General features: G+C 48.9%; 23 protein-coding genes. 10 read left to right on the top strand and 13 right to left on the bottom strand.

The features are described 5' to 3' along the window. The first annotated feature begins 30 nt into the window (after window positions 1–30). The 6 genes from ACG2E4_RS07800 to ACG2E4_RS07775 all read left to right on the top strand — a co-directional run bounded on the left by ACG2E4_RS07800 (window position 31) and on the right by ACG2E4_RS07775 (window position 7,188). Window positions 31–2,124, top strand: a complete 2,094-nt coding sequence (locus ACG2E4_RS07800) for a hypothetical protein (RefSeq protein WP_395257577.1) — start codon at window positions 31–33, stop codon at window positions 2,122–2,124. A 303-nt stretch (window positions 2,125–2,427) separates the two neighbouring features. Next, window positions 2,428–2,862, top strand: coding sequence for a YciI family protein (locus tag ACG2E4_RS07795; RefSeq protein WP_395257575.1), 435 nt, complete (start codon window positions 2,428–2,430; stop codon window positions 2,860–2,862). Window positions 2,863–2,880: 18 nt separating this feature from the next. Further along, window positions 2,881–3,405 carry a ferritin gene (locus ACG2E4_RS07790; RefSeq protein ID WP_395257573.1) on the top strand — a complete coding sequence of 175 codons (525 nt, stop codon included), beginning with the start codon at window positions 2,881–2,883 and terminating at the stop codon, window positions 3,403–3,405. Beyond that, window positions 3,398–3,946 (top strand): DUF3267 domain-containing protein, encoded by a 549-nt coding sequence (locus ACG2E4_RS07785; protein WP_395257571.1) that lies wholly within the window; start codon window positions 3,398–3,400, stop codon window positions 3,944–3,946. Before ACG2E4_RS07790 ends, ACG2E4_RS07785 begins: the two co-directional genes overlap by 8 nt. Window positions 3,947–4,118: 172 nt before the next feature. Continuing rightward, complete coding sequence (locus tag ACG2E4_RS07780) at window positions 4,119–4,748, top strand: TlpA family protein disulfide reductase (protein ID WP_395257569.1); 630 nt, start codon at window positions 4,119–4,121, stop codon at window positions 4,746–4,748. Between the two features lie 328 nt (window positions 4,749–5,076). Next, the gene (locus tag ACG2E4_RS07775) at window positions 5,077–7,188 is read left to right on the top strand and encodes a PAS domain S-box protein (RefSeq protein WP_395257567.1); all 2,112 of its coding nucleotides are present in this window, start codon (window positions 5,077–5,079) and stop codon (window positions 7,186–7,188) included. A 34-nt stretch (window positions 7,189–7,222) separates the two neighbouring features. On the opposite strand, the gene tyrA is transcribed toward ACG2E4_RS07775, so the two are convergent. Then, window positions 7,223–8,356, bottom strand: a complete 1,134-nt coding sequence (tyrA, locus tag ACG2E4_RS07770; protein WP_395257565.1) for a bifunctional chorismate mutase/prephenate dehydrogenase — start codon at window positions 8,354–8,356, stop codon at window positions 7,223–7,225. Window positions 8,357–8,701: 345 nt separating this feature from the next. On the opposite strand from tyrA, the gene uvrB reads away from it, so the two are divergent. After that, entirely contained in the window at window positions 8,702–10,750 is a 2,049-nt protein-coding gene (uvrB, locus tag ACG2E4_RS07765) for an excinuclease ABC subunit UvrB (protein ID WP_395257563.1), read from the top strand. A gap of 74 nt (window positions 10,751–10,824) precedes the next feature. After that, the gene (locus ACG2E4_RS07760; RefSeq protein WP_395276199.1) at window positions 10,825–11,385 is read left to right on the top strand and encodes a class I SAM-dependent methyltransferase; all 561 of its coding nucleotides are present in this window, start codon (window positions 10,825–10,827) and stop codon (window positions 11,383–11,385) included. Window positions 11,386–12,028: 643 nt separating this feature from the next. Here ACG2E4_RS07760 and rplS read toward each other — a convergent pair. From rplS to ffh, 5 genes are all read right to left on the bottom strand, one after another. Next, window positions 12,029–12,388, bottom strand: coding sequence for a 50S ribosomal protein L19 (gene rplS / locus ACG2E4_RS07755; protein ID WP_395257559.1), 360 nt, complete (start codon window positions 12,386–12,388; stop codon window positions 12,029–12,031). Window positions 12,389–12,398: 10 nt separating this feature from the next. Then, on the bottom strand, window positions 12,399–13,094 hold the full coding sequence (trmD, locus tag ACG2E4_RS07750) for a tRNA (guanosine(37)-N1)-methyltransferase TrmD (RefSeq protein ID WP_395276224.1): 696 nt from the start codon (window positions 13,092–13,094) through the stop codon (window positions 12,399–12,401). A 6-nt stretch (window positions 13,095–13,100) separates the two neighbouring features. Next, complete coding sequence (rimM, locus tag ACG2E4_RS07745; RefSeq protein ID WP_395257557.1) at window positions 13,101–13,643, bottom strand: ribosome maturation factor RimM; 543 nt, start codon at window positions 13,641–13,643, stop codon at window positions 13,101–13,103. 44 nt (window positions 13,644–13,687) lie between these two features. After that, on the bottom strand, window positions 13,688–14,626 hold the full coding sequence (rpsP, locus tag ACG2E4_RS07740; RefSeq protein WP_395276198.1) for a 30S ribosomal protein S16: 939 nt from the start codon (window positions 14,624–14,626) through the stop codon (window positions 13,688–13,690). Window positions 14,627–14,820: 194 nt separating this feature from the next. Beyond that, window positions 14,821–16,161 (bottom strand): signal recognition particle protein, encoded by a 1,341-nt coding sequence (gene ffh, locus ACG2E4_RS07735; protein WP_395276197.1) that lies wholly within the window; start codon window positions 16,159–16,161, stop codon window positions 14,821–14,823. 322 nt (window positions 16,162–16,483) lie between these two features. Between ffh and ACG2E4_RS07730 the strand changes: the two genes are divergently transcribed. Then, complete coding sequence (locus ACG2E4_RS07730; RefSeq protein WP_395276196.1) at window positions 16,484–17,326, top strand: enoyl-ACP reductase; 843 nt, start codon at window positions 16,484–16,486, stop codon at window positions 17,324–17,326. 128 nt (window positions 17,327–17,454) lie between these two features. Here ACG2E4_RS07730 and ACG2E4_RS07725 read toward each other — a convergent pair whose 3' ends face one another. After that, window positions 17,455–19,185, bottom strand: coding sequence for a carbon starvation protein A (locus tag ACG2E4_RS07725; RefSeq protein ID WP_395276195.1), 1,731 nt, complete (start codon window positions 19,183–19,185; stop codon window positions 17,455–17,457). A gap of 364 nt (window positions 19,186–19,549) precedes the next feature. On the opposite strand from ACG2E4_RS07725, the gene aat reads away from it, so the two are divergent. Beyond that, window positions 19,550–20,137, top strand: coding sequence for a leucyl/phenylalanyl-tRNA--protein transferase (gene aat / locus ACG2E4_RS07720; RefSeq protein ID WP_395276194.1), 588 nt, complete (start codon window positions 19,550–19,552; stop codon window positions 20,135–20,137). Window positions 20,138–20,348: 211 nt separating this feature from the next. Here the strand turns inward: aat and ACG2E4_RS07715 are convergent, their stop codons facing one another. The 6 genes from ACG2E4_RS07715 to ACG2E4_RS07690 form a co-directional block, all read right to left on the bottom strand. After that, a complete protein-coding gene (locus tag ACG2E4_RS07715) occupies window positions 20,349–22,532 on the bottom strand; it encodes a peptidase domain-containing ABC transporter (RefSeq protein WP_395276193.1) in 2,184 nt (727 codons plus the stop codon). A 321-nt stretch (window positions 22,533–22,853) separates the two neighbouring features. Beyond that, on the bottom strand, window positions 22,854–23,942 hold the full coding sequence (locus ACG2E4_RS07710; RefSeq protein WP_395276192.1) for an HlyD family secretion protein: 1,089 nt from the start codon (window positions 23,940–23,942) through the stop codon (window positions 22,854–22,856). Between the two features lie 110 nt (window positions 23,943–24,052). Continuing rightward, window positions 24,053–24,958 carry a CPBP family intramembrane glutamic endopeptidase gene (locus ACG2E4_RS07705; RefSeq protein ID WP_395276191.1) on the bottom strand — a complete coding sequence of 302 codons (906 nt, stop codon included), beginning with the start codon at window positions 24,956–24,958 and terminating at the stop codon, window positions 24,053–24,055. A gap of 54 nt (window positions 24,959–25,012) precedes the next feature. After that, window positions 25,013–25,153, bottom strand: a complete 141-nt coding sequence (locus tag ACG2E4_RS07700; RefSeq protein WP_395257539.1) for a hypothetical protein — start codon at window positions 25,151–25,153, stop codon at window positions 25,013–25,015. 27 nt (window positions 25,154–25,180) lie between these two features. After that, entirely contained in the window at window positions 25,181–25,333 is a 153-nt protein-coding gene (locus tag ACG2E4_RS07695) for a hypothetical protein (protein ID WP_395276190.1), read from the bottom strand. A 95-nt stretch (window positions 25,334–25,428) separates the two neighbouring features. Beyond that, the gene (locus tag ACG2E4_RS07690) at window positions 25,429–26,106 is read right to left on the bottom strand and encodes a helix-turn-helix transcriptional regulator (protein ID WP_395276189.1); all 678 of its coding nucleotides are present in this window, start codon (window positions 26,104–26,106) and stop codon (window positions 25,429–25,431) included. Window positions 26,107–26,625 lie beyond the last annotated feature (519 nt).

The raw sequence follows: 26,625 nt of genomic DNA, 5'->3' as shown, positions 1-26,625 counted from the left end.
TTTCGATATTTAGCCCCCGTTTTAGCGGGAATGGGTCTCCTTTTTATACCGCTGGTGAGCGATTTTCATATCGAATCTGCGATTATCGCCGCTGCCACCGGAGCGTTTTGGGGAGGCATTTCGGGAAGCGAAACCGGGCGGAGCAAGCCGGATCTCAGGTGTGTGATGGAAATTTTGGCGGCTCTTTATCTTTTGGGGCTTCCGCTTTTATTCTATGCGGTGGTCACCGGGTGCTATACGGTTCACGGGCTGGGATTTTGGCTTTTTCTGCCGGCACCCAGCGTTTTCCTTGGATATGGAACCGGCCGGCTGTTCCGACTGTTTAAGGTACCGTTCCCCAGATTCCTGACTCTAGGTACACTCTCTTTAATCGCTGCAGGTGGATTGCTCTACGAATTTTTCACATTGCCTCAACTCTATTTTTTTAATCATGTCTGGGGATACTGGCCTGGCCCGATTTATGATGAAGCGGTCCACTTCCCGCTCTCACTCGTTGGATTTCGATTCCTTACTTTGTGCTGGGTTCTGCTTGTCTGGCTGATTCCTGTGCTCCACAAAGATCGATTCTACAAGTGGATCGTCGGGCTGGCTACTCTAGGGCTGGTGTTGGGATATACGCAACTGGAACAGATGGGTATCGTTACTCCCCGGGAGTATCTGCAACAGCAGCTTGGCGGCGTCCTTGAGACGGAGCATGCCCGGCTCTATTATGATGAAAAGGCGTTTTCCCCCTCCGAGATTGATCGTTTGGGAATGGAAACGGAGTTTTATGTCAGCCAGGTTCAAAAGGCGCTCGAGATAGAACAGCCTGATTCGGCAAATCCCATTGAACTCTATCTCTACGCGGACCCGTGGCAAAAGAAACAGCTCGTTGGCGCCAAGTACACCAGTTATGTAACGGTATGGCAGCGCATTCCACAGGTACATATTGCCAGGGGACAGGTGGAGGGGACGCTCAAACATGAAATAGTCCACGCGGTAACCGCGCTGCTGGAGTGGCCGGGCCTGGTTCCCAATATCGGGTTGACGGAGGGGATTGCGGTTGCACTTGCGCCTGATCGCTCCCCGCGCTCCACGATCGACCAGCTGGTAGCCGCAGGCGGGCCGTATCCGAATGCAGAGCAGATGGAGTCGTCGCTTTCCTACTGGGGCTTTTATACCAGCAGGTCGCCGGTAAGCTATACGACCGCCGGTTCATTTGTGCGCTATCTTATCGAGACCTACCCACCGCAGCATTTTGTAAATGCCTACAAATGCGGAGATGTAGAACACGGGTACGAAAGGCCGTTTGCAGATCTGGTGGCCGGCTGGCACCACAGGCTCGATTCGGTCCGTATTGACAGCAGTGACCGGCGCCGGGCCAGCGACATGTTTGGCCGCCCTTCCGTGTTTGAGCAACCGTGCCCGCACAAAGTATCTCGTGCCGCGGAGCTTTTTGACCGGTTTTTACTGAGCCAGACCCGTGGTGATACCGCAGTTGCACTCGGGGCGCTTACGGAATTGAGGCGGATTGATACGACCCGATATTCCTCTGACCTCCTCTGGATGGTCTGGAACCTGAAGGCCGGTACACCGGAACCGGTCATTCGGGAAGCTGATCTGGATCCGTGTCGCATTGAGGTGCAACTGTTAACGGCCGATGCCTGCCAGTTGGCGGGGCGGGGAGAGCAGGCCCGGCAGCACTTGAACCGGGCGATGGAGCTGGCAACTCAGCAATCGGATACCACTTTTGAGGAAGCGTTTGTCGTACGCATGGACTCGCTGCAATGGCAATATGATCTGCAGCTGCGTTTTAGCGAGTCCCTGTTGGACAGCACTCGGTTTGACCGGGCCTATTACAGGTTGAAGATGAGAACGGTGGAAAATTTACTGCAGACAGCGGAGGAGGAGAGGGATCTGCTTCGGTTTTATGCGGCCCGCCTTGCGGCACTGCCGGTCGATATGGATTATTTTAGCACGTACCTTTCGATGATACACCACCTGGGATATACCGGGAACATGGCGCTGGCGGAAAGGTGGATCCGGAAGTTGAACGCCCAAAAGCTCTCATCGCGTTACCGGGAACGGCTTCAGCAGCAGCGGGAGTGGATTCAGTACCTGTCTCGAAATTCTTGCAAAATCTGACGTTTATGTATCAGATTGAGCTAAATCCTATAGGTTTCCTGGGTTTTCAGGAGGTAAGAATCGATCTGCTGCTGAAAACGGGAATTAACTGGGCAGCAGTTATCAGAGGGCCTCAATAAATCAATAATTGAAGACTGCTAAAATAATCTTAGATTTTAAGGAGGGTTTTGTCAAACTGTTGTTTTGCCAATACCGGCATTTCCGTGAAGTCGAAATATTTTTTTATAAAGTATGAACGTTGTTTCGAATTCGCTATTTCTTAACCCAAGCTGACGTCAACTAAAAATATAGAAGGCACAGAAAATGAAGCCTGTAGCATTGTTACTTTTATTGGCCAGTATGGCCCTTCCCGGATGGGCACAGGATGCGGTTCCCGCGGAAGAATCTTCGCCGGAACCGGAAACCTTCCAGATGCAGTGGGAGGATTCAACCGTGACGATGCAGAAATATTTTATAGTATTTCTCAAATCGGGTCCCGAAAGAAGTCAATCAAAGGAGGAAGCTGAAGAGATTCAGCAGCAACACCTGGATTATCTTTCCAAAGTATACCGGGAAGGCCATACCAGCATTACCGGGCCCTTGGGAGATGACGGTGATATTCGTGGAATTGTAATATATAATACCGCTACACTGGAGCAGGCCCGATCGCTGGCAGAGCAGGATCCGGCGGTAAAAGCGGGTCGGCTGGTGGTAGAGGTGCATCCCTGGTGGGCGGCAAAAGGATCTACACTCAAATAACAAATAATGGAGTTTGTGATGATTAAAAAACAGATAGAAGAGGAAGTCAATGACCAGATTCGGGCTGAATTTCAATCGGCATATCTTTACCTGGGATTTTCAGCCTGGTTCGAATCCAAGAATCTGAACGGGTTTGCCCATTGGATGAAACTGCAGTGGCAGGAGGAGATTAATCACGCCATGCGGCTGTATAATCACCTGCTGCAGCGCGGTGGTGAGGTCCGGCTTAAAACGCTGGAAGCCCCGGAGGTGGATGTAAGTTCGGCGCAGGAGGTTTTCGAGCGGGCACTGAACCACGAACAATACATTACGAAGCGTATTCACAAGCTGTATACACTTGCCCAGGACGAAGAGGATTACCCGCTGAAGTCGTTGCTGCACTGGTTCATTGATGAGCAGGTGGAGGAAGAGGATGTCACCGGCGAAATTTTTGAGCGCCTGAAAATGATTGAAGGTCAACCGGCGGCCTTGTTGGATCTTGACCGCGAGCTTGCCCAACGGCAGTCTGAAGAGGAATCGGAAGCTGCGGCAGGTGATGAGTAACGACGAGTACTCGGTATCGATGTTGAAGGCAAACTTTGTCAGTTTCCTGCTTTTCATTCCGCTGAGCCTGTTGCTCCTGGTTCCATATGGCGCGCTGTGGGGACTGGAAAAAACAGGGAGTGACCTGATCATTTTATATGAAGATCCGCTGTTTTTTGTGTTCCTGATGCTGATGGGCATTGTGGCCCATGAACTGCTTCACGGGTTGACATGGATTTGCGTTGGCAACAAGTCGTGGAGCTCAATTAAATTCGGTGTCAACTTTTCCGCCCTCGCCCCGTATGCCCACTGCAGGGAACCGCTGGAGGTCAATGCCTACCGCTGGGGAGCGGCCATGCCCGGGCTACTGCTGGGCGTGGTTCCCTTTCTTGCAGGATTGACAACCGGGCACGCCTGGTTTACGCTGTTTGGGTACCTGCTGTCGATTACGGCCTCGGGTGATATTCTTATCTTGTGGTTGATACGGAACCTGGAGCGGGGAACATATGTTCAGGATCATCCGGAACGAGCGGGCTGCGAAGTCATATCCGCCGAAAACTAAAGAACGTTGACTCCTTGCAACGTTCCACTAACAGAGGGCTTTTGCAAAACCCTTAATTCCTCGTTTTGAGGGAGTTGTACTCCCGTTAAAAGGTCACCAAGGTCGGTAGTACAACTATCTCCCAACAAAATGGCAGGTTCTGCAAAGGCCCCTAACAGAAATTGATGCAGGAATGAATCAGAAAAACAGCGAAACGAAACAGAAAGCCGGAGACTCCAGGTGGTTTGGTAAACGTGACCTGGCAGAGTGGGGAGTTATCCTGCTGGTGGGCGCGGTTCTGTACGCAACGGGGCTGCATACCGAGGTACTCGGCCGGCTGCAGCAGGCGGTGCTCTGGACCGGGCTGATTCAGCCGGAAACTGAAGTGCCCGTATCGGAACGGGAAGCGGCATCATATGATATGCAGCTTATTTCATTTGAGGGAGAGCCGGTCAGCCTGGCTGAGTTCAGGGGAAAGGTAATTTTTCTAAACTACTGGGCAACGTGGTGTCCACCCTGCATTGCGGAGATGCCCAACATCCAGGCTTTGTATGAGCAATACCGCGACAACGAGCAGGTCAAGTTTGTCATGGTATCGATGGATGAGGAGAAGAGCAAGGCGGATGATTTCCTGGAAAGGAAGGATTTTACCCTCCCGGTATATCAGCTTGCGGGTCCACGACCCAAAAGCCTGCAGAGTACAATACTTCCCACCACATTTGTTATCGGAAAAGAGGGCAGAATTTTGGTCAAAAAGCGGGGTATGGCCAATTATAATACGGCCGAGTTCCGGGCATTCCTGGATACCCAGATCTCGAACTGATGGGTTACAGGCCGGGAAGCAGCGTTGTCTATTGTGAAAGAAAGTGGTAAAAGGTTATGTTTCAGCGTTGGTTTTTAGTTCGTAATCGACATGGGGCGAATACGGATATGGGTAAATCAGTTAAATAAATATGTTTACCGGTTGAATCTATTCGAAGTATTTTTGGGTACAGCTTTTCAGGTATCCCGAAACCCGGTCCGTGAACACAAAAGAGGCAGCCGCTGATCCTGCGGAGGATCTTGAGGTTCGATCTCCTGGCAGGTCCGGGGCATGACAACCAAGAGCAGAGAGGGTAATCCTGACAAACACAGTAGTTGATATAAAGAATATGGCTTTAGGGTATGCAACAAAAGAACGACTCGTATTAAAATGCAGCATTAACCTTGATGGAACGTGGAGGGCGAATCCGATTGCATTGGGTAATCGGCTGGGATATTCAAGCCGGGAACTTCAGGACCGCGTGTTGGCTGATCTTTTCCATCCCGACGACAAGAAAGAAATAATACAGGCACTTGATGAATTGAGGAAGGGGAAGAAGCGGGAGTTCGACCTGGAAAAACGAATGATCGCTAAGTCTGGCCGGCCGGTATCGATCTACCTGAGCGGCGCGTTAATTCGTGATGAGGAGGGGATGCCCGAGTACCTGTTCTGTTTTATCCGGGAGCTCACGGGAGGGAAAAGTACTGAGAAGAGACTCGAAGAGGTGGAACAACGGTTCAGCTCGCTTTTCCGGCATAACCCCCAGCCGGCGTACTATTTCGACCTGGAAGGCAATTTCCGCGGTTTTAACAAGCGCATGCTCGAATTTACGGGCTACAGCCGTAGTGAGCTGCGGTCGATGAACTTTCAGTCGCTGATCGTTGAAGAAGATCTGAGCGACAACCGCCGTCAGTTTGAGAAGGCCGTTTCCGGGAAGCCGAGCCAGGATGAAATCCGGGTCGTGGTCAACGGAGGAGAGCGGCGGGAAATCAGGGTTACCAAGTTCCCGATGTTCGTGGATGGTGAGGTACAAGGCGTGTTTGGGGTACTGGAAGATATCACGGGGCGCAAAGACACTTTCAGAGAGCTGGAAAGAAGCAAGCAGCGGTTTAAATCACTGTTTGAGCGGAATCCCTACGCGGTCTTTTCGTTTGACCTGCAGGGTAACATTGTAAGGGCAAACCGGGCGCTGGTTGAGTTGACCGGGTATACGGCCGGTGAACTGCAGGAGATCGGTTTTAAGCCGCTTGTTGTCGCCCGCGATCGCGACCGCGCTGCCAGGAAGTTCCGGGAGGCTACCCGGGGAACTCCACAGACATTTGAGGTGCAGGTTACTGACAAAGGTGGGCAAAAGCTTGATCTCAAGATTACCAACCTGCCGATCTATGTTGATGGGGAGATAGTTGGTGTATTTGGCATCGCCCAGGATATAACGCGGGAGAAAGAAGCACAACGCAGGCTCCAGGAAAGCGAAGAACGCTGGCAGCGCCTGGTTGAAGAAAATCCGCAACCGGTACAGATTATTCAGGACGGGAAAATCAAGTTTATCAACAGGGCCGGTCTACAGCTGTACGGGGCCTCGGAGATCGAAGAGCTCATCGGCAAGAAACTGGTTACATTTTGCCATCCTGACTATCGTGATCTGTTTGAGCAGCGGAAAGAGCGCCTGGAAAACAACTGCCGAATCGATGCGGGGGAACTGGTGATGGTGCGTCTTGACGGCGAAGAACGTGTTGTGGAGACCCATTCCATCCCGATTACTTTCAGGAGAGAAGACGCAATACAGACGGTGCTGCATGATATTACTGAGCGCAAGCACCAGGAGGAGGTCATAAAAGAGTCGCTCACCGAAAAGAAAGTACTATTGCAGGAGATCCATCACCGGGTTAAAAATAACCTGGCCGTCATTTCAGGGCTGCTGGAACTGCAGGCGATGAATACGGATGATGAGGCTACCCTTGCCACCCTCCGGGAGAGCCAAATGCGGATACAGTCGATGGCGATGATTCATCAAAAGCTCTACCAGTCAGAAGCTCTTTCCGGTATAGGATTTGACCGCTATGTGAAAGAGCTGATCCAGACGATTGAGAATACCTACCACTCCGAGGGACAGAATGTGAGTGTCAAGTTTGAGATGGATTCCGTGCAGTTGAATATCAACCAGGCGATCCCTTCCGCCCTTATCCTGAATGAACTGGTGTCGAATGTATTCAAGCACGCCTTTAAAGGCCGCGACGGGGGAACCGTTTGGATCCACATCGGCGAACACAGCGGCCGGGTGCAAATGAAGGTTGTCGACAACGGGGTGGGGATTGGTCCGGATTTTGATATTCAAAAACAGCATTCACTTGGTATGACCCTTGTGAATACGCTCACGCAACAGCTGGAAGGGGATCTCGAGGTCCGTTCTGTTCCTGACGTTGAGGGAACGGAGATTGCCGTGAGTTTTGATTTTGAGTAACGGCTCACCCAGGAAAAACCTCCCGTTGAACCGACTACGCGAATCGGTCGGCCAGCCGGTTAATAAGGTAGCTGCTCTCTTCCAGGGCCTGCGTGGCAAAGCTGCCAAAAAAGTCGGTCACCGCTTCAAACTCTTTTATGAATCCCTGTTTGTCGTCTTTTTCCACCATTTCCACCAGTTTTTTGTGATGCTCAAAAAACGAGAGCAGGAGTTCTCTGCGTTCTTTATTGGCAAATACGATATCGGCATACAGCTCGGCGCTCTGGGCAAAAATACGTCCGGTCATCATCAGCTCCGCGCGGTAGATCGGGCTGGAGTAGTCCAGGATATCCTGCGGCTTCAGGTCGTAGCTCTTCATGAAGGAGCCGTGGAGCAGGGCTACAAAGTGTCGCAGGCCCTGTACCAGGTGCATTACGTGATCGTGTTTCTCCGGGTCGGCCTCAATAATCTGCATGCCCCAGAGTTCGCACTGCTTACGGAACCAGCTTGACTGCTCGGGATCGCGGGCGGGGCAGAAAACCATGAGCTGTTTTGAAAGGTTGTGCACATCGGGTCCGTGCATCGGGTGGAGGCCCAGCACCGGACCTTCGTGGCTCTCCACCATCACCTTCATGGGATCAGATTTGTTACTGGTAAAATCTGCCAGGATCGTGTCCGGCTTCAGTTTGGGGGCCAGCCGGCGAATCACATCGTCGGTTACATTGATCGGTACGGTGACGATCGCCATGTCCAGCTTGGGGGCCATCGCCTCGAGTTCATGCCAGTTGTTCTTGTCGATTTTGTAGACGTGGTGGCCGGTCTGTTCCATGATTCGGGCGTACAAGCGCCCCATGCCGCCTTCAGCCCCGACCAGCAGTATGTGCTTCGGATGCTCGGTTGCACGCGGGAATTCCCGGGTAGACTGGCTGGCCCGCGATGAGGACATGATCATCCGCAGGAAATCCTCCGCCCAGTCGGCATCCAGACCCCGTTGTTCGGCTTGTTCGCGAAATGATTCGGTTTTGGCATCTTCCCTGTGCGCTACAAAAATAGGCAGCTGGTTTTGTATTTTCTTATCCAGCACGGTATTTACGATCTGTGTTCGCTCGGCCAGCAGGTCTAGAATTCGCTGGTCGATCTCGTCAATACGTTCCCGCTGGGGAGTTAGCTGTTGTTCTTCTGGAGTCATGTTAAACATTATGGGTTTCCACCGTCCAGTCGCTAACAAGCGATTTGGAGGATGTCTTAAATTTTACTGTCAATTGGTCTAAAAATATGTGATTTTTGGAGAATGATAAGCACCAATTTTTGTTTTTATCCTGATTCGGAAAAAGAACCAGAAATATACAGGTATTGGCAGTATTCACTGAACGTTATATCTCCGATCTTACTTGTATAGAGCCCTTGTTTGTTATTTGGTTGATGAGCGGAGGTTGCCCGACCATCGTACCACATCGTAATGGAAGAGATCGCAACTTTTTTGCAACGGTAAACAATAACCCGGTTGAATAAAGTAGAAGCATAAGTCGCATACATGTCCCATTTTAATTTACAATCCCCGTTTCCGCCTGCCGGAGATCAGCCTCAAGCCATTGAAGAACTGGTGGAAGGTCTTGAGCGGGGCGATCAATATCAAACATTACTTGGAATTACCGGTTCCGGCAAAACACGAACCGTGGCCGATGTCATCAACCAGGTTGAGCGTCCCACCCTGGTGATGAGCCATAACAAGACGCTGGCTGCGCAGCTGTACCGCGAGCTCAGCGATTTTTTCCCGGACAACCGGGTAGAGTTTTTTATCTCCTATTACGACTATTACCAGCCAGAGGCCTACCTGTCGTCGCAGGACAAATATATTGAAAAAGATCTTTCGATCAATGATGAGATTCAGCGACTGCGCCTCCGGGCTACCAGCTCGCTGCTTTCGGGTCGGCGCGATGTGATCATCGTCTCCTCGGTCAGCTGTATTTACGGGATCGGCTCTCCCTCGGAATATGCCAAGCTGATTATCAATCTTGAGCAGGGGATGGAGATTCCACGCAATAAATTGCTGTATGACCTGGTCGACCTTCACTATACCCGCAAAGATCACGATTTTGGGCGCGGTACTTTTCGCGTGCGCGGAGATGTGGTGGATCTGTACCCGGCGTATGCCGAGGATGGACTGCGAATCCAGTTCTGGGGTGACGAGATCGAAAAACTGGAGATATTCGACGTGGATACGGGAGACGTTCTGGAGGCCGTCGAGGAGTTCAGGATTTATCCCGCCTCCCACTATGTGACAACCCAGGACCGGCTGGAGCAGGCGATCCAGCAGATTCGGGAGGAGATGCACTGGCGCGTCGAGGTGCTGAAAGATGAGCAGCGATTCCTGGAGGCCAAGCGGCTGCAGCAGCGCACACTTTTTGACATCGAGATGATGCAGGAGATCGGCTACTGCTCCGGTATCGAGAATTATTCACGCTATCTCAGCAACCGGAAGCCCGGCGAACGTCCCTACTGCCTGTTTGACTATTTCCCGGACGATTTTTTGCTGGTTGTGGATGAAAGTCACCAGACGGTGCCGCAGATTTCCGCCATGTACGGAGGAGACCGTTCCCGGAAACTGGAGCTGGTGGAACACGGATTTCGGCTCCCCTCCGCGATGGATAACCGTCCGCTGACATTTGAGGAGTGGGAATCGCTCGTCAACCAGTGTATCTTTGTGAGTGCAACCCCCAGCGATTACGAGCTGGAGAAAAGCGGCGGCGTCGTGGTTGAGCAGATCGTACGGCCCACAGGACTGATGGAACCCGAAATTGAGGTTCGTCCCGTCGACAACCAGATTGACGACCTGATTGACGAGATACGCGAGCGTGTCAAAAAGAACGATCGCGTACTCTGTATTACGTTGACGAAGCGACTGAGTGAAGAGTTGAGCGAATATCTCAAAAACATCGGGATTTCCGCCGCTTATATGCACAGCGAGCTGAATGCGCTGGAGCGGGTTGAAATTCTCTACAAATTTCGGCGCGGAGACTTCAACGTGCTGGTGGGGATTAACCTGCTTCGGGAGGGGATCGACATCCCGGAATTGAGCCTCGTGGCCATTCTCGATGCCGACAAGGAGGGCTTCCTGCGTTCCGAAACTTCGCTCTTCCAGATTGTGGGTCGTGCTGCACGGAATGTGGAGGGGAAAGCGATTCTCTATGCCAACAAGATTACGGACAGCATGAAGACCGTAATCGATGAAACGGAACGGCGCCGGAAAATTCAGAAAGAGTACAACGAGGAGCACGGCATTACGCCGACAACCATTGAAAAAGAGCTCAAGCCGCTGGTGGATCCCGCACTTATCTCCGCACAGTCATTTGACCTCGATGAGAAATCGGAGGAGGAAGAGGAGGCCCTGGAGGTCGTTAAAGTGGCTGAGGACGGTATAAAGTATAAAGCGAACCCCGCCATGAAAGAGGTTACATTTGAAAACAAGGAGAATTTTCTCGAATATCTACGTGATTCCATGTACACTGCGGCGAAGAACATGGAGTTCGAGGAGGCCGCACGAATTCGGGATCAAATTGAACAACTGGAACAAGAATTATAGCGAACTGTTATTAAGTTATCGATTATTTCGACCTGAACGTCCGGTAACGACTAACTGAAAAAACATTGGATATTTTGAAAAGCACAATTACTTACCTGAAGAGCTTCATAAAAGACAAAGATGTAGCATCCGTAACTCCCTCTTCAAAACTGTTGATACGGCGGGTGTGCGGGCCGATCGATTTTGAAAAGGATAATGTGATTCTGGAATATGGGACGGGGACCGGCGTTTTTGCGGATTACCTGCTGAAGCATCTTACGACGGATTCCAGGCTGATCCTGTTTGAGACCAATGAAGCATTTTATGAAAAGCTGCAGGAAATTTCAGATCCCCGCGTAGAGGTGTTTAACGAAAGTGTGGAACATGTGAAGTCACTGCTCGGGAGTCGGTACCTGAATGCAGTGGATTACGTAATTTCGGGCATTCCCTTCTCTTTCCTGGAGCCTGAAACAAAGTCTTCAATATTGCTTCAGACCAAGGAAATGCTCAAGCAGGGCGGTAAATTTCTGGCCTATCAAACGTCCGGGCACCTGAAAGATCCGCTGCGTGAAGTCTTCGGCAACGGCAATGTCAGCACTGAGATGGAGTTCCTGAATGTGCCCCCGATGGTGGTGTACGAGGCCACGAAAAGATAAGCGCTGCCTTTATCGGCCTGATTCCTGTCTTTCAAAAGGCCGATCTTTTTTCCCACAGTTGGTGATAGCTTGAAGGATTCATTTTTTTACCGTATAAAAGATGAACAGGCAGGAAGGGTGAAGAAGCCTCAACGGAAAAAGCAGCTATTTTTCGAAGAAGAGCTGTTCCTTTTAGCTTGAGCCAAAAGGAACCCAAAGATATAGGCGGTGAATGGGATACCCGATGGAGCCTGTGCAGGCTCGTAGTAGAGACGCGACATGTCGCCGTCTCTACTCTTGGAATAAAGGCAGCTCAGTATTCCCTGAAAAGGCATATCCAAAGTTCCTCTTAAGATAAGAGATTCAGGAAGATTGAAGGTCCGCGTCTCCATCCCGCCCCACTCTCCTCGAAATACATAATCCTCTCAATCCGCCCGTGAGATTCGTGAGCCGTCCGTCCAGATGCAGCTGCAGTGTAGTTTAGTTATGTGTGGACTGGTTATTAGGTATTTGAATAAAGCAATACCTAATAACCGACAACTCATCCCCCGAGGCGGTTATTTTCAGCTCAAGAAATAAAAAAGTGCAGCACATTCTTACAGAGTGCACTGCACTTTGAATTGCAGGGACCGGGCTTCAACCGCAACGTCAGGTACGGACTTACTTATTCATTATCCCGGCGATCTTTCTCCTTAATTCGGGCCGCCTTGCCTCGTCGCTCACGCAGGTAGTAAAGTTTGGAGCGCCGGACATCGCCTCGACGTGTTACTTCAATTTTGGCGATGAAAGGGGAATGAACGGGAAAGATGCGTTCAACACCGACGTTTCCCACAGAGATCTTACGGACGTTGAACGTGGCATTGGGTCCGCTGCCGCTGCGGGAGATAACCACGCCTTCAAACTGCTGAATACGTTCTTTTTCTCCCTCGCGCACACGATAGTGCACGTTTACGGTATCACCCGCTTGAAATTCGGGAATATCTTCATTGACTAATGTTTGTTCGACAAGTTTAAGCTTATCCATTGTACTGTCCTTAGTGTTCTTTTAAGAATTTCTTGTAAATGTCAGGTCTTCGTTGCCTGGTTCGTTCAAGTGACTGTTCAAACCGCCACTCTTTTACTTTTTGATGGTCTCCGGAGCGCAAAACACCCGGAACTTTGTGTCCTTTGAACTCCGCTGGTCGCGTGTACACGGGGCCTTCCAGCAGCCCGTCATTTTGGAACGAGTCGTTTAATGCACTCTCCGCATCACCGAGCACGCCCGGCAACAGGCGTACGACAGCATCTGTAATCACCAGCGCGGGTAGTTCGCCGCCGGAAAGCACATAATCTCCAATGCTGAACTCCCTTGTGACCAGCATATCGCGCACGCGCTGGTCAACCCCCTTGTAGTGGCCGCAGAGCAGAATCAGATTCTGTTGAATAGAAAGCTTGTTGGCCGCCTGTTGATTAAAGGGTTCCCCGCCGGGAGAGGTAAAGATGATCTCATCGTATTTCCGCTCGCCTTTTAGCTTCTCTATGCAGGAGAAGATCGGCTGGGGGGTAAGCACCATTCCGGCACCGCCACCGTAGGGATAATCATCCACTTTATTGTGTTTATCCTCGGAATAGTCACGGAGATCGTGCAGGTGAATTTCCACCTGTCCGTTTTCTCGGGCATTGCCGACGATACTGTAGTTCAGCGGACTCTCCAGCAACTGCGGAACGGCCGATATGATATCAATTCGCATCATCGTTTACAAGCCCTCCAGTTGATCCAGGTTTTTGCATTCAACTTTTTGATTCTCTTCATCAAACGCGCGGATATATTCATCCACACAGGGAATAAGCAGCTGCCGGCCATCCGTAGTGGCAACCTGCAGGATCGGGTGCGCCGGATTGTCGATCGTCAGATCCACCTGCCCGAGATGCTGACCCTTTTCGTCATACACCTGGAAGCCGGAGTAATCTGCCGGCACTTCGGATGAATCGATGAGCGGTTCGGCCGCATCACGATTTACGTACACCGCGGAATTTTTGAGCTGTTCCGCTTCATTCCGATCGGTGACGTGTTCAAATTGTACAAAGAACGAGAGCCGGTTCTGCTTTTCCTCGGCCCGCGCCGATTCGATGCGTGCGGGGATCAAATCCCCCCTGCTGTTTTGGAGGTGTACCAGGTTGATTTCATCAAAAAGCGTGGGAGCCGGCACGTCCGAGATGATTAGCACCTCCCCGTGGACTCCATGAGACCGGTTTATGCGGCCAATCAACAGGTACTGGTTTTCAATAGGTTCCAGCATGGCATTGATGCACTATACCTGTGATGCTAGTACACACGTTTGAATTAGCCTTCTTCCTGTTTCTCTTCCCAGGCGCGCTGAACGGTTACGCGATCTTCATCTTCAGTGACAAAACCCTCCAGCTCTTCGAGCGGAGTATTTTCAATGTGATCAATCGCTTCCTGGGCCAGCATGTCGGTCGAAACTTTGGCCTCTTCATCATCGGAATCATCATCCTCAGAAGGGGTGTCATCAGACTCGGTCTCGGCTTCCGCTTTTGTTTCTTCCTCCACCTCTTCTTCCGAGTCATCCTCTTCTTCAACATCGGATGTTTCGACCTCGTCTTGTGGTTCCTCTTCTGCAGCAGCTTCTTCTTTTTCCTCTGCTTCTGCATCAGGTTCGGGTTCTTCAACCTCAGTCTCCTCTACTGCTTCTTCAGCAGCTTCGGCTTCAATCTCTTCGGTTTCGGCTGATTCTTCAGGTTCACTTTGTTCTTCTGAAGCTGCTTCTTCCGCCTTGGTTTCTTCCTCCTCGTCTTCATCGGAGGCAAGGGCTTCCTGTTTGGCCTTCTCTTTGGCTGCCTCTTCCGCCTTTTTCTGAAGCTGTTTTTGGTACTCTTTTTCTTCGGCTTCGAGCAGGGCGCGCCGCTTTTCCTTTTTGGAGGGCTCTTTTTCCTCCTCTTTTTCGGCCCGCTGTTCGCGCCATTCTTCCATGGCGGCCTCAATCTCCTCTTCCGACTTGCCCCAGCGGATCAGGTGCATCTTGTACATCAGGCCCTGTTTTTTCAGGATGGAGCGAACCGTGTCGCTGGGCTGTGCTCCCTGTTTAAGCCAGTGAATTGCGCGATCCTTGTCAAGTTCCAACTTGTTTAATGTGGAAAGGTTATAAAACCGTCCCAGGTCTTCTATAATACGTCCGTCACGGGGTGCGCGGCTGTCGGCTACCACAACGTGATAGATGGGACGCTTTTTACGGCCTCTTCGCTGTAATCTTATTCTTAACAATGTGAGTTACTCCTGTGGTGTTTTAGTTTAATAATTCGGTTTAATGAGGATTACGTCGGAATCTTGCGCAATAGTAATCAAGGTCGTCAATCCGTTCGGCTACAGAACAGAAAGACCACCGTTAACACAGTTTTTAAATCTGAATGTGAATTCAAAAAAATCACTCAACAATTCAATAATTCAACAATCCACACCTATCGTCCAAACGGCATGTTTTTCATTCCGCCCATCAGCTTGCTGATAGACCCCATGCCGGAGAATTTCTTCATCATTTTCTTCATCTGGTTGAACTGTTTCATCAAGTCGTTAATATCCCGCACTTTCGTGCCCGACCCTTTGGCGATTCTTCTTCGGCGGCTGGCGTTCAGCAGGTCGGGGTTTCTCCGTTCTTCGGGAGTCATCGAGTTGATGATCGCCTCTATCGGCTTGAACGCCTCTTCGTCCAACTCTTCGTCTTGCAACGCCTGGCTGGCCCCGGGGATCATGCCCACCAGGTCCGTGATGCTCCCCATATTTTGAATCTGCTTGAGCTGCTCCCGGAAATCCTCCAGGTTAAAATCGTCAGACTTGATCTTTTTTTGCAGCTTCTGGGCTTCTTCCTCATCAAATTCTTTTTGTGCCTTCTCCACAAGAGAGACCACATCCCCCATGCCGAGAATTCGCTGCGCCATCCGGTTGGGATAGAACGGGGCGAGGGCATCCAGCGTTTCGCCGGTGCTCACAAATTTGATCGGTTTCTGAACCACATTTTTAATTGAAAGGGCCGCCCCGCCACGGGTGTCACCGTCGAGCTTGGTCAGCACCACGCCATCATAATTGATGGTTTCATTGAATTCCTTGGCGGTATTTACCGCATCCTGGCCCGTCATCGAGTCGACGATAAAGAGGGTTTCATCGGGTTCAACCGCTGCTTTGATTTCAGCGACCTCATCCATCATCTTTTCATCCACGTGCATGCGGCCCGCCGTATCGATGATGACGGTATCCAGCGCCAGGCTTTTGGCCATCGATACTGCCTCTCTGGCCACGCGGACGGCATCTTTTTGCCCGATGGAGTACACCGGCACGTCAATCTGTTCAGCCAGTGTTTTCAGCTGGTCGATCGCTGCCGGACGGTAGACATCCGCAGCCGCAAGGATCGGGTTCCGGTTGTTCTCCCTCTTCAGGTAACGGGCCAGCTTGGCCGAAAATGTGGTTTTACCAGAGCCCTGCAGGCCGGCGATCAGGATAACGGTCGGGGGGGTGTGTGCAACGCTGATATCCACACGATCCTGCCCGAGTATGCCGACCAGTTCGTCATGGACAATCTTGGTGAACTGCTGACCGGGATTCACCGCAGTCAAGACATCTTCGCCCATCGCCCGCTCTTTTACCTTGTCGGTAAACTCCCGGGCCACCTCATAGTTTACGTCGGCATCGAGCAGCGCGCGACGGATCTCCCGTACCGTTTCTGCAATGTTGACATCGGTAATCTTCGCTTCGCCCTTAATGGACTGAACCGCTTTATCCAGTTTTGACGAAAGATCTTCAAACATAATAGATGTAAGATGTTCTGTAAGTACAGTAATTTATTGTTAATCCCGCTCAAAGCCGCGGTACAAAGTTCCGCAAAATAAGGACAATGCAAGCTATTATCAACAGAATTAATTGTTGCCTGATTTCGGTACCGAATGAGAGAATGCCATAGGTAGATCACCGGAATACGATGGAAGCACGGGATTCATTGGTAAAGGGCTTTAACTTGCCTGTCAGGCTGTTGGTGTGTCAAACGTCCTTATCTTGGGATTTGATCGATTTCTTTTGTTATTTTCGACCACGAAAAACAAACGGTAAGATATCAGATAAGGATACAAGCATATGGCGGAACAGAAAAGTTATGGATTGCTGGAAGGCAAAAAGGGATTGATTTTCGGCGCGCTGGATGAGCGCAGTATTGCGTGGCGCATTGCATTAGCCTGCAGCCGTGAAGGGGGTGAGTTTGCACTGAGCAATGCCCCGGTGGCCCTGCGGTTTGGCGATCTGGATGAACTTTCCGAGCAGACCGGATCCTCCATCTACCCGTGTGATGTGACAAACGAGGACGAGATTGAAGAGCTGATGGAGAATGTCAAGGAGGAATATGGCGGCATCGATTTTATGCTTCACGCTATCGGGATGTCCCCCAATATCCGCAAAAAGCAGGAGTACAAAGAACTTAATTACCACTGGATGCAGCAGACGCTGGATATCTCCGCCATCTCCCTGCACAAGATTTTGCGTTATGCCAACGACGCCGGCATCCTGAATGACGGGGCCAGCGTAGTGGCCCTTTCCTACATCGGGGCGCAACGCATTTTTTCGAAATATTCTGACATGAACGATGCCAAGGCGCTGCTGGAAAGCATTGCCCGCAATTACGGCAGCCGGCTGGCCGACCGCGGCATCCGGGTCAATACCATATCGCAGGCTCCCACAAAAACATCAGCGGGGGGCGGCATCAAGGGGTTTGACGCCATGTACACCTTTGCCGATAAGATTGCACCGCTGGGCAACCCCAGTGCGGACGAATGCGCCGACTACTGCGTGACACTGTTTTCTGACCTGACCCGCAAGGTGACCATGCAGAACCTGTACCATGACGGTGGTTTTGTGACGGCCGGCATCTCCGAAGAGATGATTAATGGGCTGACGGAGCTGTACGGGGATGAAGAGGGGGACTAAGGTTCAGGTTATGTCCGGGTCAGGTACATTGAGCTAATATTTTTCGCAAAGGGACCTCGCAGAATCTACAATGTAAGTCCAGTGTATGTTTCGCTGCCGTTATATGTCGGGTTTGATGGTCGTTCTGTCTAGGTTTTTTGCTTCTCTTTTTTCATGAGCAAACTCACTGATTCCAGCAGGATCCACAAGGTAAATCCCAGGATAACGGCCCCCAGGATAAATAGTAACATGTTGGCGTCCGCTTCGCCGAGCCCCGACCATTCAAAGACCACCTGCTGAATCATCGCCCAGAGGGTCATAAACAGCAGGAAAATCATGGGCACCACCGTATAGATTACCGGTCGCCCTTTGTTTTTCAACCAGATTGAGATTAACAGGAAACTGATGCCCGCCAACAGCTGGTTGGAGGTCCCAAAGAGCGGCCACAGCAAGTACCCTCCGGAACCGAGTCCGCGGGGCCCCTCCGGCAGCAGTACCAGGGCCGCGCTTGAGAGTACGGCAATAGAGGTGGCCACATGAATACGAGTGAGAGATTTTACCTGGTAGACCTCCCCGAGCTCTGAAATAATATACCGCATCAGTCGCACCGAAGTGTCGAGCGTGGTGGCTGCAAAACTGATGACAATCACGGCAATGATGGTCCGTGCGGCTTCAGCGGGGATGAGGAGTCCCGTTGCCAGCTCCCCGGCGCCTTGGATAAAAGCGTTGAGCCCGTTGGCCCCGGCGGCGGAAAATGAGGAATAGGTAGCGTGGAAGCCCTCGCTGGAGTTAAAGAACGTGGCTATGGCTACAATTGTAATAACGGCCAGGGCACCTTCCCCGACCGCTCCCAGGTATCCCACAAACCGGGCGTCGGTGTCCTTGTCGAGCTGCTTGGAGGTAGTGCCCGATGAGACCAGCCCGTGAAAGCCGGATACCGCCCCGCAGGCGATGGTGATAAAGAGCAGCGGGAACCAGCTTACATCCTCGGTCGCCGGGTTGGACCAGGGGGCAGTGACGTCGGGAGAGATGAAGAAAAGCCCCAGATAGAGGATCGCCAATCCCAGGATAAGTTGTTCGGCATTGATAAAATCGCGGGGCTGCAGCAGCTTCCAGACCGGCAATACCGATGCGATGTATACATAGATCATCAGTACGACGATCCAGACCAGGAACGACATCGAAACGCCGTTGAGTCCGAATAGCACCGTAGCTTCTTCTCCGCCGAAATAGCGAACCAGGTCGATTTGAAGCGCGGGCACGTAGGTTGCCAGGATGGCGGAGAAGTACATGACTGCCAGCACGATAATGGAGGGGATCAGCATATTGCGCTCTTTTTGGTAGGTATAATACCCGATTCCCACCGCCAGCGGTATCTGCAGAAAAATGGAGACCACGCTGGCGGGAAAGGAGATAAACAGGTTGGAGATCACCCACGCAAACACCGCGTTAACCATAAGCACAAGTATGAGGATGATAAACAGGAACAGGATGCGCCCTCGTTCGCCGATCAGCTCACTTGCCAGCGTGCCGATGGAGCGCCCTTTGTGGCGGACAGAGAGCACGAGTGTCCCAAAATCGTGGACGCCCGCGGCAAAGACGGTACCCAGCGCCACCCACAAAATTGCCGGAAGCCAGCCCCAGTAAATGGCGATGGCGGGTCCCACGATCGGGGCAGCTCCCGCCACGGATGTAAAATGGTGGCCCAGTACCACCCACTTGTTCGTTGGAACAAAATCGACTCCGTCCTCACGCTCATGGGCTGGTGTGGTCAGCGTGGGATCGAGCTGATAAATTTTTTCGGCTATGAATTTAGAGTAAAAACGATACCCCAAAATGAAGATAAACAGCGCTGCTGTCGCCAACCAGATTCCGTTCACAGTATAGTCCCGTTTTATTGTGCGATTAAAAATTCCCCATTGCGTATTTCGTACCCACAATAAGGATAAATAGATTTAATTTGAAGTGCGTTTCATACACCACCTTGGTTATCTGTAGTTAAAACACAGCGTTATACGAAGACAGGTGTTTTTAACACTATGTGCTTACTTTGCGGGGCTTTGCGATGCAACCGAAACAGGCTATTTTGCAGTAGGGACCTTTGCACAACCTACTATTGTGTGGTGGTACCACTGACCTTATTGACCTTCGAAACGGGAGTACTACTCCCTCAGAACGACTCAGAACGAGGAGTTGAAGGTTTTTTAAAGCTTTCTTGCAGTATTCAAATCAACAAATACCGGAATGATTGAACCAGACGTATTGCTTTCGGGCTACGCCCGCGGGGTGTTTCCGATGGCCGATTCCCGTTACGATACCGATGCCAAGTGGTACACGGCCAGCCGCCGGGGAATTATACCGCTGGATAATTTCAGGGTGTCATCAAACGTGCGGCGTATAATTCGAAACGACCATTACAAAGTGCGTATTGACTCCGCTTTTCGCGAAGTGATGGAGGGCTGCGCCGACCGGCAATCGACATGGATTTCAGATGAGATTATTGACTCGTACTGCCGGCTCCATGAGCTGGGCCATGCCCATTCGGTGGATGTGTTTGATCACGACGGGAACCTGGTCGGGGGACAATATGGTGTTTCGCTGGGTGCGGCCTTTTTTGGGGAATCGATGTTTGAGCGGGACGAGGCTAAAGAGGCATCGAAAGTGGCTTTGTATTACTGCCACAAAGCACTGGTGCAGGGTGGATTTGAACTTTGGGACACCCAGTTTTGGACCGAACACCTGGCCCGGTTCGGATGCATTGAAATTTCTAACCGGGAGTACCAGCAACGGTTACAGGAAGCGCTCGGGAAGCGTGCAGAGTTCATGATTTAATGTATGTTCGAAATAATTTCCAGCTTTAACATTGTTTCTTAATTTCTTGGGGCATGGCTTTAATCTCCCCTGTCCCCTGGAGGGGAGCGCCGCCGAAGGCGGGAGGGATGTTATTCTCTATGTTAGAGGTCCCCCATCAAGAGACTTTCCATCGGTGTTTTTTTAATCTTTGTTGTGTTCATGTAAAAGTGGATTGTTATCAGGTTTCAAATCACCAATTCGCAATTGGCTTGTCCTTCAATACCGGCATCTGTTTTTTCCACAGTTTGTAATATGATCCCCTGTTTTCCATCAGCTCCCTGTGGGTTCCCTCCTCGATGAGGTTGCCCTGTTTCAACACGCAAATTTTGTCAGCCTGAATCACGGAACCCAACTGGTGGGCAATTACAATGACCGTCTTTCCCTGGTCGATCAGCATATCGACGGTATGCTGTACATGCTGCTCGGAAGATGAGTCGAGAGAAGAAGTGGCTTCATCAAGAATCAAAATTTCTGGATTTTTATAAAGAGCCCGGGCGATGGCGATACGCTGCTTCTGTCCGCCGGACAACGTGGCGCCGTTTTCGCCAAGGTATGTTTCAAATCCGGCCGGCAGGTTTTCTATAAAGTTGATAATACCCAGTTTTTTACAAATGGTAATGATTTTCTCCATATCCGGATCGAACACTCCAACTGCAATATTGTCAATTACATTTCCTGCAAATAGATCAATCTGCTGAGGTACAACGGAGATATTGTCTCTAAGGCTTCTGTTATCAATATATTCCAGGTTTAAATCCCCGATGAGCACCCGTCCCTCCCGCAAAGGGTAAAGTTTTTGCAGGATGTTGATGATGGTTGTCTTTCCCGATCCGCTTTCACCCACAAAAGCTGTTATTTTTCCTTTTGGAATGGTTAGATTCAGATTTTCAAATACCATGGCGCGAGAGCCATAGCGAAAGGTGACGTCCTGAAATTGTATATCCCCGATCAACTCAGGTTTTAATTGAACCTGCCGTCCTTCCTTCTCTTTTTCCAGGTCCATGATTTCAAACAATCGGTCGGCAGCAATCATAGCATCCTGGATGGTTTTGTTCATTCCGATAAGCTCATCAACAGGTCCGGTGAAATAGCCTATAACCGCATAAAACGAGAGTAGCTCACCGGGTGTAATAACTTGTTGAAGTACAAAATATCCGCCTGCCCAGAGCAAGATGATAGTAAACAGCCTGGAAACAAACTTGGAAGCGTTACCGGAAAATACCGAATTTAAGCCGGAACGGTACACAGTTTTGAGAAGCCGGATAAATCGCGTTTCAGTTTTGATATTTGCAAACTCTTCTAACCCGAACTGTTTAACGGTTTTTATCGAGTTCAACGATTCCACAAGCTGGGATTCCAGATCAGCGGCATTTTCCATGAGCTGTCGCTGGGTCTGTCGGTTAATCCTGTTGGTTATGTAGTAGACAAGCCCGTAAGCGGGAATAATTGCCAGCATCACCATTCCCAGTTTCCAGAAATAGGTGAACATCAGGCCAAAAGAGAATAGCACAATAAAAATATTGACCGCCAGATTGATGGAAACATCGTTAATAAACGTCCTGATCTTTACGGCATCGTTGATTCTGGAAATAATCTCTCCTGTCCTCATGGAATCAAAAAAACGCTGAGGCAGTTTGATCAGGTGTTTGTAGTAGCCCAGGATAAGACGGGCATCAATTTGTTGACCGGTTTTGAGTGTAAAGATCGTTTTTGTTGCTCCAAAAAAAATCTGAAGCAGTAATAAAACGATCATGGACAAACTGAGTAAGTTCAGCAGATTTTCATTTCCCCCCGGCAGGACATGATCCACAATTAGCTGCACATATATGGCCGTGCTGAGGCCGATAATTGTAAAAACCGCTGCTCCGAAAAGGGCCTGCAGCATCACCTTTTTATGCGGCTTTACGAGAAACCAGAGTCTCCTTGAAATCGAAATTTTTTCATTCCCTTCTTCAAAATTTTCAGCGGGCATTAATAAAACAAGCACTCCGGTCCACTGTTCCCTGAATTCTTTGTGGGGAATGTTGTGCAGCTTGCCGTCCATGGGGTCCATTACCACAACATGGCTGTCAGTGGTATTGTAGATAACCACATAATGGTGCAGTACATCTTTGACTACAACATGAGCGATTGCCGGAACGGGAATATTAAACAGGCTTTCAAAGTTTCCGCGAACTCCCTTGGCCTCGAACCCGAGCTCCTCCGCGGCCTCAACCATACCCAGCACATTGGTACCCTTTTTATCCGTGGAAGCATACTGGCGGATGCGGGCAATAGGCAATTCCAAATTATAATGAGCGGCCACCGACGCAAGGCAGGCGGCCCCGCAATCGGTAATATCGTGCTGTTTTATCTCGATTTTTCTCCTGTTCATAGCTCTGTCGATTTTTCGAGGCAGATTTGTACCCCGTAATTCTGTATCTGCCTAAATAGCGCTCAAGCCTTAATTAATCTCGGGCTCTAGTATTAGAATGATCTATTTTAAAAGCCTGAAAAAGCTTTAAATGCCGGTTAAGGGTCATTTAAGTAGGACTCAATTTTTTTAAGTTCGTTTTACCCAAATGAGATTTTGCAGTATTTGCAATAACATAAATGTACCCGGAATGCGGAGCAATGGTACCTGCCTTTAGAACGAGGTGGAGGATTTTGCCATATTGAGTACACTGTAATTCTTCTTCCATGAGATATCTGTCATTTATGTGTTATTCCTTTCGGTTCCATCCGTAACAGGATTTAGCCAGTCATCCACATTGTCATACAGCAACTGAAACAGACTCCGCTCCGTTACTTTGAACCGTGCCTGCAGGGTCATCCCCTTTTTAAGATATCCTTTGTATCCATTGGGAAGCTCCAGGTAAGATCGATCCAGTTCTGCACGCACCCGAAAAAACGGTTGATCATTATTTGTAATCGCATCGTTTGAAATCTCAATGACTTTGCCCGTCAGCATGCCCCATTGATTATAATCAAAAGCATCTACCTGGAAATAGGCTATCATCCCCTCTTTTAGCAACCCTATCTCCCGGGGAGACACATAACATTCGGCCACCAGGCCGGTATCGGGAGAAATTTCTGCCAGTTGCTGATTGACCCGGACATAGCTGCCCTCTGAAATTCCGGCCAGGTTTTGTACGGTTCCGGTTACCGGCATATGTATTTCAAACTCCCGCTGCTCGTCCATCAACTGAATCTCTTCGGTTCTCAATTCATCTTTTTCCTGCTGGTACTGGATCAGCTTTGCTTCCCATTCAGCCAGCTGCTGATCAAACATCAAGCGATAGTTGTTAGCAGCGACTTCCAGAGCGAACTCACTCTCCTCCAGTTTAGCAACAGATATCGCCTCTTTATGATACAGGGCCTGCTGTCTCTTATGCCTTTTCCGGGCATTGTGCCATTCAATTGCCGCCTTTTGCAGTTTCTGTTGAAAAGCAATCAGCGATCGTTTGAACAAAGCTGATTTAAAACCTGTATACCGGTTGAAAATCCGTGCAGAATCCAATTGCACCAAATACGTTAAGTCTTGAATAAATTGTTCGATTTCTAGCTGGCGTGTTCGATTGTAGTTCAGCCGTTTCTCCAAAATGGGCGATGCTATTCTTGCTACCAGCATCTCTTCAGCGAAGGTCTTGTTTTCTTTTAAGGCCAAGTGTGAAATTTTCCCGGATACCGGGCTTAGTAGCACCTTTCGCTCCACTTCAGGCCGTATAATACCCTGACTTTTGACACTCACATCCATGTGTATAAAGGGTAATAGAGCGAGGATGCCGACCAGCGTAAAAAGCATGGATGAATAGATGATTTGCGATCGGACTGAATGATGCCAGAAGTGGTATTGTGTGGTCTCTTTGATGATTTCTTCAGGAAACAGCATTATTCTGTGCTTTTAAACCCGATTTAACTTTCCATCGCTTCCATTTTCAAATCAGATAGCTTTTGAGTTTTTTCTTTGGTGGGAACGTTGTGGAAAAAAAGGAAGACAAGAATAGCCAGCATTCCAACTATTATGAACAGATCAACCCAGGCGCCAAACCCATCGGCGATCATGGGATAATCAAATTTCATGAGATAAGGGAATTCCTGTCCTCCGGAAAATTCTGATGCGATAGAAAGGTTGAAAAATCCGTAGGCAAAATGAATTCCGATAGCAATATATAAATTTTTAAACTTGATATAGGAGTAACCCATCGCAAGTCCTCCCAAAAAGGCAATTACATTATTCAGGAAATCCGGATAGATATGAAATGAGAACACAAGTGAGGTGAATAGTAGACTAAAATATTCGCTTCTTGAAATCCCTTTTATGTAATTAAACAAGAAACCTCTAAAAACTATTTCTTCACCTATTGCAACAAACAGATTCCCTAATAATCCTACCAATATATATATTTTTGCTATATTGTATATTTCAAAATTATAAAATCCATAACTTATAAAATTAGCATATCCAAATAATATTGATAAATAAAATATTGAGTATAAAATAAAAAAAGATATCAGTATGTATTTAATAAAGCTCTTCAGGTTCTGTTTGTTTAGTTTAATTGCTTCAGTTATGCGCTTATAAATACCATGTGTTGTTTTCTTGGTCCAAAAAAGTAAAATTATTGCCAAGAGTATGGGATATAAACGCTCAATAAATAATTGTTCTGGACTAAATTTGTTTTGAGTCAAAGAAAGCCCTACAAGTAAAACTGTACCATGTACAAGTATCATTGTAGCAAACAAGAGTAAGAACACGCTAGAAGACTTTGCCAACGTAGAGACGGCTGATCTTAACGGCGAATTCTTTGTTAAAGGCATATGTCAGTCACTTATTATTTTCCGGGAGCAGTACGAGCCTGCTCCCGGTTATTTTTACTTAAACCAGCTTTCAACTTCACGGATAGCCGCACCTATGTACCAGCCAACATCATAGAAGGGCGATGTATTTAGATCCGGTTTGCCTCCTGATATTTCCAAATATTCGTGTAAGGTAAGTTCTCTTAAATCATTCATAATATTCTCCTTTTTTTGCTAGTTTTTTTATTTATCGTAGTACCCATCATGTACACCTTTTTTAAATTCAGAATAAGCCCACTGAATTAGTTCTACATTAAACATAATGAGTCCCCCATCAGTCTTTATCATTTCCTCTTGACTGAGTTCTATTACGCCAACGCTGCTTAAGTTTTCCATAAGATCCTCTCTATCTATTTAGTTGTTAAGGTTTTCTTTACCTCCTTGATGAGGCCTGTACGTAATCACATCAAATTGAATTAAAAAATAAATAGCTACCGATAGTCATTTTTTAATTTCTTAATGATTTTTTGTTTGCTGTCTAACACTGTCAGGGTTCGAATTGCTTCCTGCTCTCTGACGGCAAACACCGCAAGCCCATGAGGCCCGTCCAAATTCAGTTTCCGGATTATATTTTTCCGGTGGTTGTTAATCGTATGGATGCTTCGGTTCCAGTCGCCGGCGATTTCGCGAGTCGTCTTTTTCCCGCTAATTTCCTGTAAAATTTTCAGCTCTGTCTTTGTCAAGGGCTGTTGCACATTGGCCGCAAGCAATTCATCTTGTTGATTTGCTCTCTTCCTTTTTAAGAATCCAAATACCCTCTGGCTTACATATATCTTTTTTTGTTTAAAGGCTTTCATGCCGTGCAGCATCTCGGTAATAGAATCCATTTTTGTGACGTAAGCCACGCGGTCAAAACGGCTGGTAAACGGGATATACAATTGTTCTAATTTCCCTACAACTATTGTTCTTAAATGACGGGTTACATCCCTGTTATTGCTACTTATATATCTTCGAGCCGATACGGCATCCATCACATATAAATGTTGATCGGATCGTTTCCCGGGGTTGAATCCCCTTTTTTCGATAGATACCTTATATCCATTCTCGTCTAAAAAATGCAGGAGAGCTTCTCCCTCTAAATAGTTGTCATATATTACTTTCAAATACATGGGTCTCCCTGGTATTGGCTTTTTTGATATGCGTTTACTTAAGAGAGACTTTTAAAAGCAATTCCTTACAAAAAAATTTTAAAAGTTCACTGCCGATACTTTATTTACCAGAAGGTATGAATTTTAGGAAGCGCAAACACCATGTTGCCAATTTAGAGAGGGACTTCTTGGAAAAGCAGGTCATAAGGTTGTTTTAATGAGAGGCCTTTGTAAATCTATCAGCTCGTAGTTATGAAAGAGTTGTACTCCCGCTCCCAATTAGGTCGGTGGTACAACCACTTTCCAACAAACCGATTTTTGCTCAATCACAGTGTGCATCTGCAAGCGGTCACCCGGATTATTGAGAAAAAAAAAGGCTTGGTTTCCGTTGGGCAGGTAGGCCCTGAATAGTTCAAAACCACGCACCAATCTGTCAAAATCTAGGGAAGATTGCTCAAAACGTTTTGATGGTCGGAATTCAAAACGCTTCCTGATTGCAAAAAGGCTTAAAATTTAAGCAAATCATCCAGCGTAGAATAC

It is taken from the genome of Halalkalibaculum sp. DA384 (assembly GCF_043951955.1).
In the GTDB taxonomy this organism is placed as follows: domain Bacteria; phylum Bacteroidota; class Rhodothermia; order Balneolales; family Balneolaceae; genus JAMQKA01.
Note: the sequence above shows the minus strand (reverse complement) of the source record. Positions and strands in the feature narration are given on the sequence as shown.

Bases quoted from the DNA above. Each gene is read 5' to 3' on its own strand.
- ACG2E4_RS07780 (WP_395257569.1), top strand. From the start codon at position 4,119: ATGAATCAGAAAAACAGCGAAACGAAACAGAAAGCCGGAGACTCCAGG.
- ACG2E4_RS07790 (WP_395257573.1), top strand. From the start codon at position 2,881: ATGATTAAAAAACAGATAGAAGAGGAAGTCAATGACCAGATTCGGGCT.
- ffh (WP_395276197.1), bottom strand. From the start codon at position 16,161: ATGTTTGAAGATCTTTCGTCAAAACTGGATAAAGCGGTTCAGTCCATT.
- trmD (WP_395276224.1), bottom strand. From the start codon at position 13,094: ATGCGAATTGATATCATATCGGCCGTTCCGCAGTTGCTGGAGAGTCCG.
- rplS (WP_395257559.1), bottom strand. From the start codon at position 12,388: ATGGATAAGCTTAAACTTGTCGAACAAACATTAGTCAATGAAGATATT.
- ACG2E4_RS07690 (WP_395276189.1), bottom strand. From the start codon at position 26,106: ATGTATTTGAAAGTAATATATGACAACTATTTAGAGGGAGAAGCTCTC.
- uvrB (WP_395257563.1), top strand. From the start codon at position 8,702: ATGTCCCATTTTAATTTACAATCCCCGTTTCCGCCTGCCGGAGATCAG.
- ACG2E4_RS07785 (WP_395257571.1), top strand. From the start codon at position 3,398: ATGAGTAACGACGAGTACTCGGTATCGATGTTGAAGGCAAACTTTGTC.
- ACG2E4_RS07775 (WP_395257567.1), top strand. From the start codon at position 5,077: ATGGCTTTAGGGTATGCAACAAAAGAACGACTCGTATTAAAATGCAGC.
- ACG2E4_RS07730 (WP_395276196.1), top strand. From the start codon at position 16,484: ATGGCGGAACAGAAAAGTTATGGATTGCTGGAAGGCAAAAAGGGATTG.
- rimM (WP_395257557.1), bottom strand. From the start codon at position 13,643: ATGCTGGAACCTATTGAAAACCAGTACCTGTTGATTGGCCGCATAAAC.
- aat (WP_395276194.1), top strand. From the start codon at position 19,550: ATGATTGAACCAGACGTATTGCTTTCGGGCTACGCCCGCGGGGTGTTT.
- ACG2E4_RS07695 (WP_395276190.1), bottom strand. From the start codon at position 25,333: ATGGAAAACTTAAGCAGCGTTGGCGTAATAGAACTCAGTCAAGAGGAA.
- ACG2E4_RS07705 (WP_395276191.1), bottom strand. From the start codon at position 24,958: ATGCCTTTAACAAAGAATTCGCCGTTAAGATCAGCCGTCTCTACGTTG.
- ACG2E4_RS07800 (WP_395257577.1), top strand. From the start codon at position 31: ATGGGTCTCCTTTTTATACCGCTGGTGAGCGATTTTCATATCGAATCT.
- ACG2E4_RS07710 (WP_395276192.1), bottom strand. From the start codon at position 23,942: ATGCTTTTTACGCTGGTCGGCATCCTCGCTCTATTACCCTTTATACAC.
- tyrA (WP_395257565.1), bottom strand. From the start codon at position 8,356: ATGACTCCAGAAGAACAACAGCTAACTCCCCAGCGGGAACGTATTGAC.
- ACG2E4_RS07795 (WP_395257575.1), top strand. From the start codon at position 2,428: ATGAAGCCTGTAGCATTGTTACTTTTATTGGCCAGTATGGCCCTTCCC.
- ACG2E4_RS07715 (WP_395276193.1), bottom strand. From the start codon at position 22,532: ATGAACAGGAGAAAAATCGAGATAAAACAGCACGATATTACCGATTGC.
- ACG2E4_RS07700 (WP_395257539.1), bottom strand. From the start codon at position 25,153: ATGAATGATTTAAGAGAACTTACCTTACACGAATATTTGGAAATATCA.